This window comes from Paenibacillus sp. D2_2, assembly GCF_031199965.1.
In the GTDB taxonomy this organism is placed as follows: Bacteria; Bacillota; Bacilli; order Paenibacillales; family Paenibacillaceae; genus Fontibacillus.
Map to the genome: position 1 here is coordinate 197,881 of NZ_CP133605.1, position 16,599 is coordinate 214,479.

The window sequence follows — 16,599 nt, forward strand, 5'->3', positions numbered from 1 at the left end:
GAAAAGAGAGGGTGGATTACAAATATGGAACGGCGAGATACAAAAGCGCTTACATTTTCGCATAATCAAGAGAACTGAACAGATTCTTACGCTAGAAACCTAATACATTTTTCAAATCCTTCACATAAGTACGGCTTACTGGTATTTTCGATCCTTCTTTCATGATCAGATTGTAGGTTGAATTAAACCAAGGCTGGATTTCAGATATGTGATCCATATTAACGATAAATCCACGATGAACTCTAATAAATTGCTGGGGATTGAGCTTCTTTTCTAACATCGTGAGCGAATCGCCAACCTTGTATTCACGTTCTAATGTCTTAATTGCACATTTACCTTCACACGAGCCTAAATATGCGATCTTTTGATAATCGATTAAGACAATTCGTTCATCAACTAGGACAGCTATTTTCCCGAATTGTGTGGCCGGTTTGAAGGATGGAACAGCCTGACTATTCTCCTCCGGAACTCTTTGCATTTTCTGGACTTTCTCTAATGTTTGCTGGATTCGCTTCTCATTAAATGGCTTTAAGATATAATCAACCGCATTTACTTCAAATGACTTAAGGGCATATTCGTCATAGGCCGTAGCAAATACGATTGCAGGAGTTGGATTTAAAGTAAGCAACTGTTGGGCTAACTCAAGCCCGTTATCTTCGGCAAGTTCTATGTCCAAAAATACAACATCTGGTCTTACCGATGGAATTTGTTCAAGTGTGTCTTCAGCGCAATCTGATTCACCGACGATTTCTACTTGTTTACTACGAAGTAGTAGATATTTTAGCTCATCCCTGGCAAGTGGTTCGTCATCTACGATAAAAGCCTTCAGCATTACTCATTCTCTCCTTTAAGGGGGATAGACATTGTGATGATGGTTCCCTTTCCAACTTCACTTCGGATCGTTAATGAGGCTCGCCCATTATAAATGCCTTCCAAGCGTTCGGTAATATTATAAATCGCCGTTCCAGTACCTTTTTTGGAATCAACAGTTTGCCCACCGAGTATACGCATCCTCTCACTGTCGATGCCTGTCCCATTATCTTCAACTACAATATTCATGAATTCATTTTCGGTATAGATGCGGATGATTATTTTTCTGTTCTCTTTGATATTTGAAAAGGCATGGTGAATGGCGTTCTCCACTAATGGCTGTAAGGAAAATGGAGGCAGAAGGACTTTTTCTAGACCGGATTCGATTTCCCAAACAATTTGATACTTATCCGGAAAGCGGGCCTGCTCTAGTGATAAATAGGCTTCAACATGCTCTAATTCTTTTTCCAATGGAATGAGTAATTGACGTGCCCCCTGCAAATTACTGCGGAAGAAATTACTCAGATCGATGAGAAGCTGTCGCGCTCTTTCAACATCAGTACGGCATAAAGCAGAAATCGTATTAATTGCATTAAAGAAGAAATGTGGATGTATTTGGGCTTGTAAGGCTCTGATTTCCGCATCCTTCAATAGTTTTGTTTGATGCTCAGCTTGGGCTAATTCTAGCTGGGTGGAGAATAAATTGGCTAATCCTTCAGCTAATTCTTGCTGAACTTCAGTTAATTTATCAGGGTGTGTGAAGTACATTTTAAGTGATCCAACGGTTGCACCATGGACTTTTAATGGAATCACAATAGCGGCTTGCAGTGGGCAGTCATCTTGGTAACAATGAATATCTTGCTTTGATCTCGCTACATGAATTACGCCTTGTTCAAGCACTTTTTTAGTTAGCTTTGTGGCCAGTCCCTCAAGAGGCGTATGATGATCGGAAGCAGCACCAACATGTGACAGTACCCTGTGGTCGTCAGTAATAGCAACAGCATCTGCATCCGTTCCTAAGAGCAGAATTTTGGAGATTTCTTTACACGAATCCGGATTTAATCCCTGTCTAAAAAAGGGCAAAGTTTGTTCAGCAATTTGAAAAGTACAATTAGTTTGGAATGCGCGAGTCTTCTCTTTATCATTTAGCACCGATTGAATGATGACGACAAATAACAACGTCCCAAAGCCGTTTCCAATTATCATAGGAAGTCCAATTAATTTAACAAGCTCCCAGGCATTTACGAATGGCTTGGCCATGATTAAAATAATGATCATTTGGACAGCTTCTATTGCCATCCCTACGGTTACGGTAAAAAAAGGAGTGACTTTCCTAGATTTCCTGCGTCGCCATTTTCCTATATATCCGCAGTAATGCCTGCCAGAATGGTAGATATGGCACAGGCTGCAGCAGTAAAACCCCCAAGTGAATAACGGTGTATACCCGCAATTAGTCCAGCTCCCAATCCAACGGCGGGTCCTCCTAGCAAGCCTCCAATGAAAACACCCATGATTCTCGTGTTAGCGATGGCATTGTCAGAACCAACAGTAACTAGCCAATGCCAATTATGATGGGCAATTGTACTCTGGTGGATTTCGATGCCTGTGTAGTTACTTATAATTCCAAATGCTCCAAACAGGATAGTGAGTTTAATTTTCTCACTTGTTTTGTGTTCCCCTTGTACAATTTGACGGAATGATTTCATTTGAGAGAGTAAAAAAGCTGCGATCACAATGATTCCTATTTTCTCAATCATGAAAGGCAGTAGCTGTAGCATAATCACCATCCGTTTCTTTTTTATTCTTTACAACAATTTGTACCTTATAACAAAATAAAAGGATTTGTCGAATTTTGTTTTTTAACTAATTAGTTGAGAATACCCTTGGTAACAATTCTGTGGTTTGATTATGTTACTTAATATATGTTAGACTTCAATTATGTAACATTATTTCGGAGGGATACCTGTGCAATATGTAAATCCGATTCGAGACGTTGAGACGATTCAAGCGATGAAAGAGGAGCTCCGAAAGAGTTCAATACGAGACCTGTTGCTGTTTGTACTAGGGATTAATACAGGAATTAACCTTTTTGATCTACTTCACCTTACTGTACAGGATGTTTGGGATGGCCAGAGTGCTAAACAATTTCTCTATGTTAAGGATGAGAAGACAGGGGAAGAAAAGGCTTATTACTTAAACGGCAAAATCGCAGAAATTTTAATGGAGTATTTGTCCAGTATGAACTGGAAGGCAGAGGATTATTTGTTTAAGTCGAAGAAAGATTGCCAGCCAATTACTCGCCAGCAGGTCTACCGTATTATTAATCATGCAGCTAGGGAGGTAGGGATTTCAGAGAAAATCGGGGCACATACGCTGAGGAAGACATTTGGTTATCATGCGTATTATAAGGGAATTGCCATTTCCATCATCAAGTCGATCTTGAATCATCATTCTACAGCAGAAACATTAAGGTATTTAGGAGTCGAACGTGGCGAGAAGCTGCCTATTAAATTAGATGTGAATTTATAAGGGGTTCGTCTTAAGACATAATCAAAACTCCCCGTATAAAGGATACGGAGAGTTTGATAACAACACATGAGGCATAGCGACTGATTATCAGTTATTATTCTTCTGCGGAGCCTAAATTCATTGCTGCTTGAATGTCCACGTTTTTTAATTCGGTAACTATTCCATCATCAACTAGAACTTGCAGGGTTTCAGCGTCTTTCATAAAACGGAAAATTCCGTTATCAAAATCAGTATCAACTTCTTTGAAGAAGATGCCTTCATATACGGTATCTTTATCATGATTGAAGCTAAGTTGATATTTATCTCCATCCTTCATTAAATAAGCACGAATACCCTTTTCGTATATCCCTTCTTCATCCCGAATATAACGGGCAACAGAAATAATGTGCAAGTCAACAAACGGGACATCACGTACCAAAGAATTAATAATCGATCCTCTCGTGATTTGTTCCCAACGACTATGAGCTGTCTGGCCGAGAATGATCTGCGTAATGTTTTGCTCTCTAGCTACCTCTGCAATGACTTTGGAAATAGGGCGGCTTTCATTATCCTTAATAATAAATTGTGCTGATTCGTGAGAGTTGGCAAACTGCTTCCACTGTTCAATATAAAATACCTTCTCGGCATCGAGTTCATCGAACGGTTTCGGATCAATTGTCAGTATATAGAGTGGGGCTTGGAGCATGTTAGCGATCTTACAACCGCGCTTGATTAGCCTTTCTCCATTTGGTCCATAATAAACGCAGACAAGAATACTCTCGTTATACAAATTATTCATTTTTAACCTTTTCACCTCAAGTTTAATAGTAGGGCTCCTTTAAACTATGTAAGACTATAATTGATGTTAACCAAAGAGTCAAACCATATAAAACAACATGATTAATAAAACTCATTAGTGGGGAGGAGTACTTTGATTACATTCTATAGCTTTATTTTCCTTCCGTTTATCTTCGCGTTGCTTGTCCCCTTTTTGTATAGGTATTTGAATCGCCAAGTGCATACAGGGTGGTTTGTATTATTAGTACCATTAACCATCTTTATCTACCTGGTGAAATATATACCTGGCGTGTCATCTGGGACAACATATGAATACACCCTGTCGTGGATTCCGACCTTCGGGATTAGCATTACGTCCTATATTGATGGTCTCGGATTACTATTTGCTCTGCTTATTACGGGTGTAGGTACCTTAGTTATCATTTATTCTATCTTCTATATGTCTAAGGTGCGTGAGGCACTCCATAACTTCTATGTATACTTGCTCATGTTCATGGGTGCGATGTTAGGGCTGGTATTCTCGGATCATTTATTAGTTCTGTATGGGTTTTGGGAGTTAACCAGTGTATCCTCATTCTTGCTGATCGCCTATTGGTATGAGCGAAAAGGCTCTCGCCAAGGCGCTTTAAGGGCGTTATTGATTACCGTATTTGGTGGATTCGGTATGTTAGCCGGGTTAATTATGCTGATCATGATGGGGGATACCTACAGTATTCGAGAGATCATCGCGAATATTGATGTCATACAGGGGCATGCGTTGTTCATTCCTGCGCTGCTTTGTATTTTGTTAGGAGCTTTTACGAAGTCAGCTCAGTTTCCATTTGGAATTTGGCTGCCGGGTGCGATGGAGGCGCCAACTCCCGTGAGTAGTTACCTTCACTCTGCAACCATGGTCAAAGCAGGCATTTATTTAGTGGCGAGAATGACTCCGATTTTCGGTGGTAGCGCTGTGTGGTTCTGGCTTGTGGCTGGAGTTGGCCTTGTTACGCTTCTCTACGGTTCATTGACGGCTCTGAGACAGACGGATTTGAAGGCTTTGCTGGCTTATTCTACGATTAGCCAATTAGGACTGATCATGTGCCTGTTGGGGATCGGTTCTCTAGCGGTCTATTTTGGACCGAGTGAGGCTGGAACGGTGTTCACGGTGGCTACATTCGCGGCCGTATTCCATCTGTTTAATCATTCGACCTTTAAAGGAAGCTTGTTTATGGTCGTCGGAATTATTGACCATGAGACGGGCAGACGGGATATCCGCTATTTAGGCGGTCTAATGCAAGTGATGCCGATTACATTCACAATTGCTTTGGTCGGCGGATTATCTATGGCGGGATTGCCGCCATTTAATGGATTTCTGAGTAAGGAAATGTTCTTTGGAGCGGTAACTGAAGTATCCCATGCCGGTATTTTCGGGTTGAGTAAGATTGGCATGCTGTTCCCGATCATTGCTTGGGTAGCTAGCATATTTACGTTTGTATACTGCATGATCTTCATATTCAAGACCTTTGGCGGGGCGTATCGTCCCGAGAAGCTGACACGGAAAGTGCATGAGGCACCTCTCGGTATGCTGATTGCTCCAATCGTATTAGGTTTATTAGTTATAGTTACTTTCTTCTTCCCAAATGTGTTGGGGAAATACATTCTTACCCCAGCATTGACTGCGATTTTACCCATGATGCCAATTTCTGACTATGATGTAAAAATAAGCGCTTGGCATGGGTTAAATATGGAGCTCATTATGACGATCGGGGTCGTTGTTATTGGTCTGATTCTTTTCAAGACAGCGAAGCGGTGGATCCAGACCATGCGAAATTATCCGCAAGGGCTAACATTAAATCATTTATACAATGTGGGCTTATCAGGTACGGAGAGGCTATCGGCATCGCTGACCAATCGATATATGACAGGATCGCTGAGACATTATTTGATCTACATCTTTTCGTTCTTCGTTATATTACTGATGGGTTCGCTTCTGCTGCTGCATGGTATCCAGTTCGATTTCTCAAATGACGCAGCTATCAGTATTTATGAAGCTGGGCTTGTGATCGCAATGATTATCGCCTCGTTAACCGTATTGCTCGCAAGCAATCGAATCCTGGCTATTGTAGCGTTAGGTGCGGTAGGATACATGGTTTCTATGTTCTTTGTGATCTTCCGGGCTCCGGATTTGGCACTGACACAAATGGTCGTCGAGACAGTAACGACGGTACTGTTCTTGCTGTGCTTCTATCATCTGCCGAAGATGACGAAGAGGATCGAACGTATCCCTTTTAAATTAACGAACCTGATCATATCGATCGCTGTGGGATTAACGGTGACCATATTAGCCTTGTCCGCGAATGGACATAAGCTGTTCGAACCTATTACATCCTTTTTTGAAAATGCATATGAGTTGGCGGGGGCAAAAAATATTGTTAATGCGATATTAGTAGACTTCCGCGGCTTTGATACAATGCTGGAGATATCCGTTCTAACGATTGCTGGTTTGGGGGTATACATCCTGGTTCACCAGCGTTCTAAAGGGAGGGAACAACGTGAAACCGAATAATGTGATCTTGAAAAGTGTAACAAGGGTCGCGGTCGTGATTATTTTGACCTTCTCGTTCTATTTATTTATGAACGGTCACCATCATCCGGGTGGCGGATTTATTGGTGGGTTAAGTATGGCTGCAGCTATTGTCCTGATGTATCTTTCCTTTGGAGTCGAGAAGGTCAGGGAGAATATACGGATGGATTTTAAGAAGCTTGGCGCCATCGGCGTGCTCATTGCAATTGGAACCGGAACGGTAAGCGTCCTCTTTGGTAAACCATTCTTAACCCAGACCTTTGGTCATTATGATCTGCCCATATTCGGTGATACTGAGCTTGCTTCTGCTTTAATCTTTGATACCGGGGTTGCTCTAGCTGTTATAGGAACCGCAGTCAACATTATTTTAAGCATAAGTGAGGACCACTAATATGGAGACGCTCATTGTCATACTTGTCGGTATTTTAGTATCCATTGGAACCTATTTAATTCTGTCGAGGCAGTTACTCAGGATTGTACTTGGTGCATCTCTTTTGAGTCATGCCGTGAACTTATTGATTATGACTTCCGGAGGTCTGAAGACGGGGAGTGCTCCTCTTCTTGGAGAGAAGGTGGCCACCTATACAGATGCGATCCCGCAAGCATTGATTCTAACAGCCATTGTCATCAATTTCGCTGTGACAGCGGTAGTACTAGTCTTATGTTATCGTTCCTATCAGAAATTTGGGACGGATGACATGGAGCAATTAAGGGGAAATGAGCATGAATAATTTATTGATTACTCCAGTCGTCATTCCTCTGCTAATAGGAATGGTGCTCATTATTTTTCAAAGAAATATCCAGCTTCAGCGGGCGCTTAGTTTGGTTGCCTTAATAGCTACAAGTGTTGTTTCCGTTCTGTTGATGAATCAGATTAAAAAGAACGGTATTCAGACTCTGCAACTGGGCGGTTGGGAAGCGCCATTTGGCATTAGCTTCGTCGGTGATATGTTCAGCGCGTTGCTGCTTCTGGCCACCTCAATTGTCTCGATATGCTGTCTGATCTATGCCTTTTCATCGATCGGCCGCAAGCAAGAGAAGCTTTATTTCTATCCTTTGTTTTTGTTCTTGGTTACAGGCGTCAACGGCTCGTTTTTAACGGGAGACTTATTTAATTTATATGTCTTTTTTGAAGTGTTCCTAGTTGCCTCTTATGTGTTAATCACGATGGGTGGAGGCAAGAGACAGCTTGGGAGTCGCTCAAATATATTTTTACAAATATTATTTCGTCGGCCTTCTTTCTAATAGGTATTGCTTATTTATACTCCATGACAGGTACACTCAACCTCGCCCATTTATCGATCCGAATCGCTGAGGTGGGTCAGGATGGGTTAATTACAACAGTCGCCTTTTTATTCTTGATTGTGTTCGCTTTAAAGGCCGGGTTGCTGCTGTATTACTGGTTGCCAGGATCCTATAGTGTGCCACCAACGGCCATCGCTAGTATCTTTGCTGCGCTGCTCACCAAGGTTGGGATCTATGCCATCTTTAGAATGTTCACGCTGATCTTCTATCACGAGCCTCAGATCACGCATTTGCTTATAGGGATATTAGCTGCGATTACGATGGTTCTAGGCGGGCTCGGAGCAATTGGTTATTGGGATTTGCGAAAAATATTAACGTTTAATGTGGTCATCAGTGTCGGATTTATAATGGCTGGACTTGTCTCATTAACACCTGCAGGCATAACGGGCTCAATCTATTATTTGATTCACGATATGCTGATTAAGGCACTTGTATTTTTGATCGGCGGAACCATTATCCATCTGACTGGGACGAGTAATCTGAAGGATATCAGCGGCTTGATTCGCCTTCATCCTCAGCTGGGCTGGATGTTCTTCATTGCCGCATTGTCCATGGTAGGGATACCTCCATTAAGCGGGTTCCTGGGTAAAGTGTTTATCACGCAGGGTACCTTTGAGGCCGGTTACTTCTGGCTTGGAGGAATCGGTTTGCTGGCAAGCTTGTTTATTCTATACTCCATGATCAAGATCTTTATGAATGCTTTTTGGGGCGAGACGATTCTGAGTGTAGAGGAAGAGAAGGGGACAACGAAGGGCTTGCTGCTTCCGATTGCTTTATTGACCATCGCTAGTCTTACCTTAGGGATAGGTGCCGAAGGGCTTGCCGACTATGTGGCCCAAGCTGCAGAGGAATTGCTCGATCCAAGTTTCTATATTAATGCAGTGTTTGACTAAAGGGGGGAGATTACTTTGCCCGTTCAGGTTTTACTCAATATATTTATAGCCTACTTATGGATGTTTCTTCAGGATAGCACGAGCGTCATTAACTTTATCAGTGGTTATTTTGTCGGCTTGTTAGTTCTATTCTTCATGCGTCGGTTCTTTCAAAAGCCGTTCTATCTCTTCACGCTGGCTGCGGTTGGCAAGCTACTAATTATTTTCATCCAGGAGCTGGCCATTTCCTCATTGATGGTTCTGAAGCATGTGCTCCGTCCTAAGATCGATGTTAAACCGGGGATTTTCAAGGTGGAGACGGATTTGGAAGGGGATTTGGAAATTACACTCCTGTCCCTATTGATCTGCTTAACACCAGGATCTGTCGTGATGGAGATCACCCCTGATGAGAAAGTGATGTACATTCATGGTCTGAATATGCCGGAGTCTAAAGAGTCTGTATTAAAGTCAAAATTAGTGTTTGAAAAAGCGATAAAGGATGTGACGAGAAAATGATCTTTGAGATCATATTGACGATCGCTTTATGTCTGTTAATGCTGGCGATTATGGCTAATTTATATCGGGTCATCAAGGGGCCATCCAGCGCGGATCGCGTTCAAGCCTTAGATTCGATCGGCATTAATCTAATCGGTAGTATTGCCGTGTTCTCTGTGCTGCTGCACACCCATGCTTTCTTTGATCTTATCTTGTTGATCGGAATTCTGTCGTTTATAGGAACGGTGGCCTTTGCCAGGTTTATTGAAAGAGGTGTTGTCATTGAGCGGAAGCAGTGAAGTCGTCGGCGCGGTCTTTATCTTGATCGGGGCTGTTATTAGCTTGGTCAGCGCTATTGGAAATGTCCGACTGCCGGATGTGTATACGAGATCTCATGCTGCATCTAAAAGTTCTACGCTTGGCGTGCTATGTACGTTGGTTGGAACATTGTTGTACTTTTTGATTTCCGACGGTTATTTCAGCATCCGCCTCATCTTGGGTATCTTCTTTGTATTTTTGACAGCTCCGGTGGCGGCCCATGTGATCTGCCGGGCAGCCTATCGTCATAAAGTACCTTTGGCAGCGGAGAGCGCTCAAGATGAATTGAAGGACTATTATATGGAGAATGAGAGTTTGGATACAGATCATAAGGCGAACCTGATCCAAAAAAAAGCCGGGACGTAATGTACTGGGGTATGGTTCGTTATACAGCAAAAGACACCCGTAAAGGTGTCTTTTGCTATGTTTTGTCAAAGGCACTAGAACACCGTCTGATACTATTGGGCGGCTTGGACTCCACGGATAATAGCTTGTTCCAAAACTATCGCTGCAGCAGTTCCTACCGCAGTTACCGCCTCGTTGCCGACAAGCCCGCTGGTGTCGGTACCTGTAGCTAGACAGAAGATGGTGTCGCCGTCGCCCTGGGTGTGCACAGGGGAAATGGCTCTCGCCATTCCATCGTGGGCGAGTGTCGCGATACGGCTTGCTTCGGCCTTGGTCAGCTTTGCGGTGGTGGCTACGACGGCAATCGTCGTATTTCTGCTCTGGCCTGCTGTCGGCGGCACTCCTTCAAGGATTGCCCGAGTCTGGTTAACGAAAGTTCCATTTGGCTGGAGCGCTCCGGCTATGATGCGGTCATGGTTCCAGATATCTCCTAGGGCATTAACGACCACTATGGCCGCTACCATAGGACCTCCGGGAATTTGCCATGAGGCCGTTCCTACTCCGCCCTTCATCGGCGTGCCGTAGATTTTCCCGACCGTGGCCCCTGCTCCTGCTCCTACGCTTCCTTGTGCTACCGGCCCTGCATTGGCCGTCTGGCTGGCTGCGTAGCCCATCGCTGCATCAGGCCTACGAGCGCCTTTGGCATAAATAAGGTCGAAAATGACGGCTGCAGGTACCGTAGGAAGCACCCCACCCGCTGTCGGGGCTCCAAATCCCCTTTCTGCAAGCCAATTCATTACGCCCGCTGCCGTTGCCAGACCAAAATTGCTACCGCCCGTAAGGAGAACGGCTTGAACTGTCTCCGTAGCAGTTCCTGGGTGGAGAGCGTCGGTTTGTTCCGTACCTGGAAAGCCTCCCCTTACGTCTACGCCAGGGACGGCCCCTTTGGGATACAATACCACGGTGCAGCCCGAACGGCCGCTTTCATCTTCCGCGTGTCCGACCAGGATTCCCGGAATATCGGTTATTCCTCCTTTGCATGTGTCGGTATGGCCGATCAGACTTTCAGGACTCGGTCCGATTGGCTGATTAGAGATACTGTTGTCGCCCCTGAAGCAGTCTTTCCTCCGGTGGTGCGGGTTAACGTTGATAGCGGACAGACTTTTGTCGATGTAGAACTGCGATCTTTTAATTTTTCGGATAACACTACTATTCTTGCGATGCCTTACCGCATACCTGGCACTGCGCAAATTGTGGATAGCGGCATTTAACTGGCGGATGGCCTGTTGTCCCTGGTGGTGCATGGCGCACACCTCCTCATCACATTTGGGTTTATAAAATGGTATGTTAGTCCTTGATTATAGGAATAGGCGAAAGCAAGCGGTCATTCGCACATTTCAGGTTTTTGACACTGGAGGACATTATCATCAACTTGTGATATCTTCATTTTATTGAGAACATGTGATGAAATAACTTAACGAGGCTATATAATTGCCAAATGTTAAGATAAGTAGAATGGAGAGAGAGTCTTGTTTTCTTATGTAATTAAAGATTCGAAGGAAAGACGAATTTTGTTCGGGTTGATGGTTTTCGTGTTGGTGCTGTCTGTGTCGATCGTGATGTTTTATGGCGATTACTTTTTCTGGGGACCCGAATGCCCCGAATAATGATGATGTGAAATATATTCAGACGGCCAAAATCTTGCTGAACGAGGGGACGCTTGCCTATAATACCGGAACAGAGCCATCTTCGTTTATTATGCCGGGATTTCCGCTGATCTTGGCGGGGTTTCTAGCGATCTTCGGGCAGGATGGCGGGGGAGTAGTGGCTTTTCGGTTGTTTCAGTGCCTGCTCCAAGCGGGTTCACTCTATTTAATCTTCATTATTGCCCGTTATGTGTTTAACTCGAGGATCGCCTTCATTGCTTGTATACTAAGTGCGCTGTATCCTCCGGATTACTTCTCTTCGGGCGTCATTCTCTCGGAGTCGATATTTCGAATAATTGTATTGCTGCTAGTCTGTGTGCTTATCACCGCCGTGCAGTCCAAACGATGGGAGTGGTACGCACTGATCGGTGTGCTTACTGCCGTCGCGGCATATTTTAAACCACAGGCTTCTTTGTTCCCGGCCGTTCTACTTATTCTATGGTGGAGAGAGAAGTATACGTGGAAGGAAATGCTGCGATTCACATGTCTGATCGGTATGGTGTATATTGCTCTGCTATCTCCATGGTGGATCCGCAATATGATCACATTCGGTCACTTCATTCTGTTCACAGAATCCGGGGGTAGCCCATTTTTGCTGGGAACTCAGATTTTTCATCTGATGCCGCCAGACGGGTTCTTTGAAGCTTATCCGCAATACACCCCTGAGACGCTCTTTCAAGGTCACGATGCTGCTGCAGCAGCCAAGGGGATCGACATATTAAAATACGGCTTCACTCATAATCCGCTTCTGTACCTGTTATGGTATACGCTGGGCAAATTCATCGGGCTGTATTTCGAGGCTTATTACTGGCTTCCGATATTCGGTCTAGATCTAGTAACCGCGCATGTGATTCAAGCTCTGCTAATCGGATTAGGCATCGCCGGATTGGTGCTGTCGCGAAAATCAGATGGCCGTCAGCGTCGTTTGCCTGTTCTGCTGACGATCCTATATTTTACGGTGATTTATGTTCCGTTTATCGCTTTTTCGAGGTATGGTTACCCGACAGTGGTGCTCCTGCTTATGTATTCTGCGTTGGCTGTGGATCGGATCATTCTGAAGATCAGGTTGAGAAGACGGAAGGAACAGGTTACGACACACCAAAACACCACCTATTGACAAAGATGAGTTATCGTCCTAATATAATACCCATAGGGGTATACGTATAAAAGGAGGAAATAAAATGTCTATAGTAAACGTAACTGACAGTTCTCTTGAACAAGTCATTCAGAACAATAAATTGGTCCTTTTGGACTTTTGGGCTCCATGGTGTGGTCCTTGCCGTATGATCGCTCCAATTCTTGAGCAATTGGCGGACGAACTAGGAAGTGAGGTTCAAATCGCAAAATTGAACGTTGATGATAATCAGGTCTCGGCGGCGAAATATCGGATTCAAGGGATTCCTACATTGAAGCTGTTTCACGAAGGAAAAGAAGTTCAGACCTTTGTTGGAGTTCAGCCTTTACAAACACTCAAGTCAGCGATCAAACAATACGTGTAAAGTCCGCTTTTGATCACGAAGTAACACACTGAGGGTTATTCGACATCGGATTTTGAATTCAGCTGGGCCTAAGCAGATGCTTACGAAGTCATGTTTCCTGCGGAAACATCTCAGGTGCTCACGTACCCAAAACGTACGCTCCGCTCCTCAGGCCCTAGCTTCATCCAACCTTCTCGGTGCTGAAAACCAGACTTTTTGAGCATAAACTGTATTAACATATAATAAGGAGCGTTTAATTATCATGGCTGGTAAATACTCGAAGGCGATTATGCCTGAAGACGTTAATGCTAAATTGGAAATGGGCGAGAAACTTAGCATTTTGGATGTCCGGGAGATCGATGAATGGGAATCGGGGCATATACCGGACGCGAAGCATATTCCTCTAGGTTACTTGACTCAAAGACATACTGAATTGGATAAAAATAAGGAAATGATCGTAGTTTGTCACAGCGGTAATCGTAGCAGTGTCGCCTGCGAGTTTCTTGAAGAAATGGGTTATAACGTTGTCAACATGACCGGCGGTATGTCTCATTGGACAGGTCCGAGAGAATAATAATTGCAAATCAATGTGTAAAGCGGACACTATGATGTGTCCGCTTTTATGAATCATTGTAATTAATAAGGGGAAGCTGTATAATTTTTATACCCACATGGGTATAAATTAGTATAATACATTTTAAAATATATTGTTGAATGGGGGGAATCGGATGATGGAATATGATGAAGATGTGATACGACGGCTTAAGCGCATGGAAGGACAAGTAAGGGGGGTCCTGAGAATGATGGAAGAGGGCAAGGGCTGCAAGGATGTCATTACGCAGCTTTCAGCTGTGCGTAGCGCCGCAGATAAAGCCATGGCCTACATCGTAGCGACTAACCTCGAACATTGCATTCTAGAGCAACAGGAACAAGGGCAGGACTCTGGGAAGCTTGTTAAAGAAGCCGTAGAATTACTATTGAAGAGTCGCTAAAGCATCCGGATGATCGGATGCTTTTCTTTTATATACCGTAATGAGTCTAAGTGTTGACAAACAGAACTATTCATATTAATATCATTGTATACCCCATGGGGTATACAATGAGTTGATAAAAGATGCGTGAAACGAAGCACTATTTTTTTCTTGAAAATATACCCCTATAGGTATTTTGTCAAGTGCGGTTCACAATCACGAATAATATTAAATAAAAGCAGGGGGAAATAAGATGAATTATGGCCTTTATGCATTGATCCTTGTTCTGATCGCTTGGATGCTGTATAAGCGATTTGTTCCGGTGAAGGGAATGAGGAATCTAAATCTAGGGCAGTTCAAAAGTAAGTACAAGGGACATAAGTTAGTCGATGTTCGGGAAGTCCAGGAGTTCAAACAAGGTCATATCGCCGGAGCAGTAAATATACCACTTAGTCAGATTGAGCGGCGTCTGAATGAAATCCAGAAGGATGAGCCTGTGTATCTTTACTGCCGCAGCGGGATGAGAAGCAAGCAGGCAGCGAAGCTGCTGAGCAAACATGGATACAATCAAATTTTCCAGCTGAACGGCGGCATCTCAGTATGGGATGGCCCGACCACGAAAAAGTAAAAATCATAACTTAGTAAACCAGCGAGGAATCATTATGGGTTAAATAATACCCTACCGGGTATTTAAATCATAGGAGGGATTGTTATGGGTAACAAGATACTCATCGTCGGCGGGGTTGCTGGAGGAGCATCGGCGGCTGCGAGACTTAGAAGATTAGACGAGAATGCGGAAATCGTTATGTTCGAACGGGGTACTTATATTTCGTTCGCCAACTGTGGACTTCCTTATTATATCGGAGAGACGATCAAAGACCGCTCCAAGCTGATGGTGCAAACACCTGAAAATTTGAAGGCAAGATTCAATATAAATGTCCGTATTAATAGCGATGTCATTGGGGTCGATACACATACTAAGAAGGTTAGAGTTAACAGTCTGGATAAAGGGACGTACGAGGAATCTTATGATTACTTGATTCTATCCCCGGGAGCGAAGCCAATTAAGCCTCCAATCCCGGGTATCGATAGCAAATCCATATTTACGGTACGCAATATTCCTGATACTGACCGGATCAAGTCTTATGTTGATCAAGCAGGCACCAGAAGCGCAATTGTTATTGGAGGCGGCTTTATCGGAATAGAAATGGTTGAGAGCTTGCGTGAGCGAGGATTGGACGTTACATTGATTGAAGCCGCGCCTCATATTCTCGCGCCATTTGATTCTGAAATGGTCGCATTCGCAGAGAAGGAAATGACGGACCATGGAGTTAAGCTCGTCCTTGGGGACGGAGTTGAATCGTTCCATGAGAAGGAGCAGGGGATTGAAGTTTCGCTCAAGAGTGGGCTGCAGCTGTCTGCAGATTTAGTGATTCTGGCCATCGGCGTAACGCCAGATACCGAGTTTATCAAGAACTCTGGGTTAGAACTGGGCGCACGGGGCCATATTATCGTGGATGAATATATGCAAACAAACAGCGATGGTGTATATGCTGTGGGGGATGCAGTAGAAACGACGGATTTGGACGGACAAAGAGCGACTGTACCACTTGCTGGTCCTGCTAACAAACAGGGAAGAATTGCTGCGGATAATATTTACGGATTGAACACCGTGTACAAGGGAACGCAAGGAACATCTATTATCAAAGTGTTCAGTCTTACAGGCGCAAGCACAGGATTCAACGAGAGAACATTGCAAAGAATGAATATTCCATATCGGACGATTTATGTGCATCCGAACTCACATGCCGGATATTACCCAGGCGCGAAGGCAATAGCGATGAAACTGTTGTTCAACGACGAAGGTAGAATATTAGGAGCACAGGCATTTGGCTCCGAGGGAGTGGACAAACGAATCGACGTCATTGCTACGGTACTTCGCTTGAAGGGAACCGTTCATGATTTGGCCGAGCTTGAACTCGCGTATGCACCTCCATTCTCTTCTGCGAAGGACCCGGTTAACATGGCAGGTTATTTGGCGGAGAACGTTCTTTCGGGACAATTGGATATCTTCACGGTGAAGGACTTAGAGACACTGCAGCCGGAAGAGCAGATCCTGCTGGACGTAAGAACCGTCGCGGAGTATGAGCAAGGACATATCGATGGGGCAGCCCACATTCCGGTTGATGAACTGCGGGAACGTCTTAATGAGCTCGATAAAAATAAAGAAATCTATGCTTACTGTGGTGTAGGAATCAGGGGATATATCGCAGCCCGCATTTTGACACAGCACGGTTATAAAGTAAAGAACTTGACCGGGGGTTATCGCACGTACGAGATGTCGAAGTATTCGTCTCAAATATAAAAGAGAGTACCAGAATATGAAGAAGATCGCCTACCACCTGCTTTTTGAGGTGGTAGGCGATCTTC

16 protein-coding genes and 2 pseudogenes are annotated in these 16,599 nt (G+C 44.1%); 14 read left to right on the plus strand and 4 right to left on the minus strand.

The features are described 5' to 3' along the window. Positions 1-91: 91 nt before the first annotated feature. Positions 92-832 carry a LytR/AlgR family response regulator transcription factor gene (locus RE628_RS01005; protein ID WP_309157000.1) on the minus strand — a complete coding sequence of 247 codons (741 nt, stop codon included), beginning with the start codon at positions 830-832 and terminating at the stop codon, positions 92-94. Then, positions 832-2,588 (minus strand): annotated as a pseudogene (locus RE628_RS01010) (LytS/YhcK type 5TM receptor domain-containing protein). The gene RE628_RS01005 and the pseudogene RE628_RS01010 overlap by 1 nt, the downstream one beginning before the upstream one ends. 187 nt (positions 2,589-2,775) lie before the next feature. Between RE628_RS01010 and RE628_RS01015 the strand changes: the two are divergent. After that, positions 2,776-3,339, plus strand: coding sequence for a tyrosine-type recombinase/integrase (locus RE628_RS01015; protein ID WP_309157001.1), 564 nt, complete (start codon positions 2,776-2,778; stop codon positions 3,337-3,339). A 94-nt stretch (positions 3,340-3,433) separates the two neighbouring features. Here RE628_RS01015 and RE628_RS01020 read toward each other — a convergent pair whose 3' ends face one another. Continuing rightward, complete coding sequence (locus tag RE628_RS01020; protein ID WP_309157002.1) at positions 3,434-4,117, minus strand: universal stress protein; 684 nt, start codon at positions 4,115-4,117, stop codon at positions 3,434-3,436. Between the two features lie 132 nt (positions 4,118-4,249). Between RE628_RS01020 and RE628_RS01025 the strand changes: the two genes are divergently transcribed. The 7 genes and pseudogenes from RE628_RS01025 to RE628_RS01055 all read left to right on the plus strand — a co-directional run bounded on the left by RE628_RS01025 (position 4,250) and on the right by RE628_RS01055 (position 10,035). Then, the gene (locus RE628_RS01025) at positions 4,250-6,661 is read left to right on the plus strand and encodes a Na+/H+ antiporter subunit A (protein WP_309157003.1); all 2,412 of its coding nucleotides are present in this window, start codon (positions 4,250-4,252) and stop codon (positions 6,659-6,661) included. Next, a complete protein-coding gene (locus tag RE628_RS01030) occupies positions 6,648-7,070 on the plus strand; it encodes a Na(+)/H(+) antiporter subunit B (RefSeq protein WP_309157004.1) in 423 nt (140 codons plus the stop codon). Before RE628_RS01025 ends, RE628_RS01030 begins: the two co-directional genes overlap by 14 nt. Position 7,071: 1 nt before the next feature. Further along, on the plus strand, positions 7,072-7,410 hold the full coding sequence (locus RE628_RS01035) for a Na(+)/H(+) antiporter subunit C (RefSeq protein WP_309157005.1): 339 nt from the start codon (positions 7,072-7,074) through the stop codon (positions 7,408-7,410). Then, positions 7,403-8,877: pseudogene (locus RE628_RS01040) on the plus strand (Na+/H+ antiporter subunit D). Before RE628_RS01035 ends, RE628_RS01040 begins: the two are co-directional and overlap by 8 nt. A gap of 15 nt (positions 8,878-8,892) precedes the next feature. Beyond that, positions 8,893-9,372 carry a Na+/H+ antiporter subunit E gene (locus tag RE628_RS01045; RefSeq protein ID WP_309157006.1) on the plus strand — a complete coding sequence of 160 codons (480 nt, stop codon included), beginning with the start codon at positions 8,893-8,895 and terminating at the stop codon, positions 9,370-9,372. Continuing rightward, complete coding sequence (locus RE628_RS01050; RefSeq protein ID WP_309157007.1) at positions 9,369-9,650, plus strand: Na(+)/H(+) antiporter subunit F1; 282 nt, start codon at positions 9,369-9,371, stop codon at positions 9,648-9,650. Before RE628_RS01045 ends, RE628_RS01050 begins: the two co-directional genes overlap by 4 nt. Further along, on the plus strand, positions 9,634-10,035 hold the full coding sequence (locus RE628_RS01055) for a Na+/H+ antiporter subunit G (protein WP_309157008.1): 402 nt from the start codon (positions 9,634-9,636) through the stop codon (positions 10,033-10,035). Before RE628_RS01050 ends, RE628_RS01055 begins: the two co-directional genes overlap by 17 nt. 92 nt (positions 10,036-10,127) lie before the next feature. Here RE628_RS01055 and RE628_RS01060 read toward each other — a convergent pair whose 3' ends face one another. Then, entirely contained in the window at positions 10,128-11,318 is a 1,191-nt protein-coding gene (locus RE628_RS01060) for a P1 family peptidase (protein WP_309157009.1), read from the minus strand. Positions 11,319-11,640: 322 nt separating this feature from the next. Between RE628_RS01060 and RE628_RS01065 the strand changes: the two genes are divergently transcribed. From RE628_RS01065 to RE628_RS01090, 6 genes are all read left to right on the plus strand, one after another. Next, positions 11,641-12,837: an ArnT family glycosyltransferase gene (locus tag RE628_RS01065; protein WP_309157010.1), complete on the plus strand. Its 1,197-nt coding sequence runs from the start codon at positions 11,641-11,643 to the stop codon at positions 12,835-12,837. A 64-nt stretch (positions 12,838-12,901) separates the two neighbouring features. Next, on the plus strand, positions 12,902-13,219 hold the full coding sequence (gene trxA, locus RE628_RS01070; protein ID WP_309157011.1) for a thioredoxin: 318 nt from the start codon (positions 12,902-12,904) through the stop codon (positions 13,217-13,219). Between the two features lie 241 nt (positions 13,220-13,460). Further along, positions 13,461-13,772 (plus strand): rhodanese-like domain-containing protein, encoded by a 312-nt coding sequence (locus tag RE628_RS01075; protein WP_309157012.1) that lies wholly within the window; start codon positions 13,461-13,463, stop codon positions 13,770-13,772. 154 nt (positions 13,773-13,926) lie between these two features. Next, positions 13,927-14,190, plus strand: coding sequence for a metal-sensitive transcriptional regulator (locus tag RE628_RS01080; protein WP_375143025.1), 264 nt, complete (start codon positions 13,927-13,929; stop codon positions 14,188-14,190). A 232-nt stretch (positions 14,191-14,422) separates the two neighbouring features. After that, entirely contained in the window at positions 14,423-14,797 is a 375-nt protein-coding gene (locus RE628_RS01085; protein ID WP_309157013.1) for a rhodanese-like domain-containing protein, read from the plus strand. 84 nt (positions 14,798-14,881) lie between these two features. After that, complete coding sequence (locus RE628_RS01090; RefSeq protein WP_309157014.1) at positions 14,882-16,534, plus strand: FAD-dependent oxidoreductase; 1,653 nt, start codon at positions 14,882-14,884, stop codon at positions 16,532-16,534. Positions 16,535-16,599: the final 65 nt, after the last annotated feature.

Excerpts from the sequence above, each read along its gene's own strand:
- RE628_RS01005 (WP_309157000.1), bottom strand. The coding sequence starts at position 832 with ATGCTGAAGGCTTTTATCGTAGATGACGAACCACTTGCCAGGGATGAG.
- RE628_RS01020 (WP_309157002.1), bottom strand. The coding sequence starts at position 4,117 with ATGAATAATTTGTATAACGAGAGTATTCTTGTCTGCGTTTATTATGGA.
- RE628_RS01035 (WP_309157005.1), top strand. The coding sequence starts at position 7,072 with ATGGAGACGCTCATTGTCATACTTGTCGGTATTTTAGTATCCATTGGA.
- RE628_RS01050 (WP_309157007.1), top strand. The coding sequence starts at position 9,369 with ATGATCTTTGAGATCATATTGACGATCGCTTTATGTCTGTTAATGCTG.
- RE628_RS01060 (WP_309157009.1), bottom strand. The coding sequence starts at position 11,318 with ATGCACCACCAGGGACAACAGGCCATCCGCCAGTTAAATGCCGCTATC.
- RE628_RS01065 (WP_309157010.1), top strand. The coding sequence starts at position 11,641 with ATGGCGATTACTTTTTCTGGGGACCCGAATGCCCCGAATAATGATGAT.
- trxA (WP_309157011.1), top strand. The coding sequence starts at position 12,902 with ATGTCTATAGTAAACGTAACTGACAGTTCTCTTGAACAAGTCATTCAG.
- RE628_RS01075 (WP_309157012.1), top strand. The coding sequence starts at position 13,461 with ATGGCTGGTAAATACTCGAAGGCGATTATGCCTGAAGACGTTAATGCT.
- RE628_RS01080 (WP_375143025.1), top strand. The coding sequence starts at position 13,927 with ATGATGGAATATGATGAAGATGTGATACGACGGCTTAAGCGCATGGAA.
- RE628_RS01085 (WP_309157013.1), top strand. The coding sequence starts at position 14,423 with ATGAATTATGGCCTTTATGCATTGATCCTTGTTCTGATCGCTTGGATG.
- RE628_RS01090 (WP_309157014.1), top strand. The coding sequence starts at position 14,882 with ATGGGTAACAAGATACTCATCGTCGGCGGGGTTGCTGGAGGAGCATCG.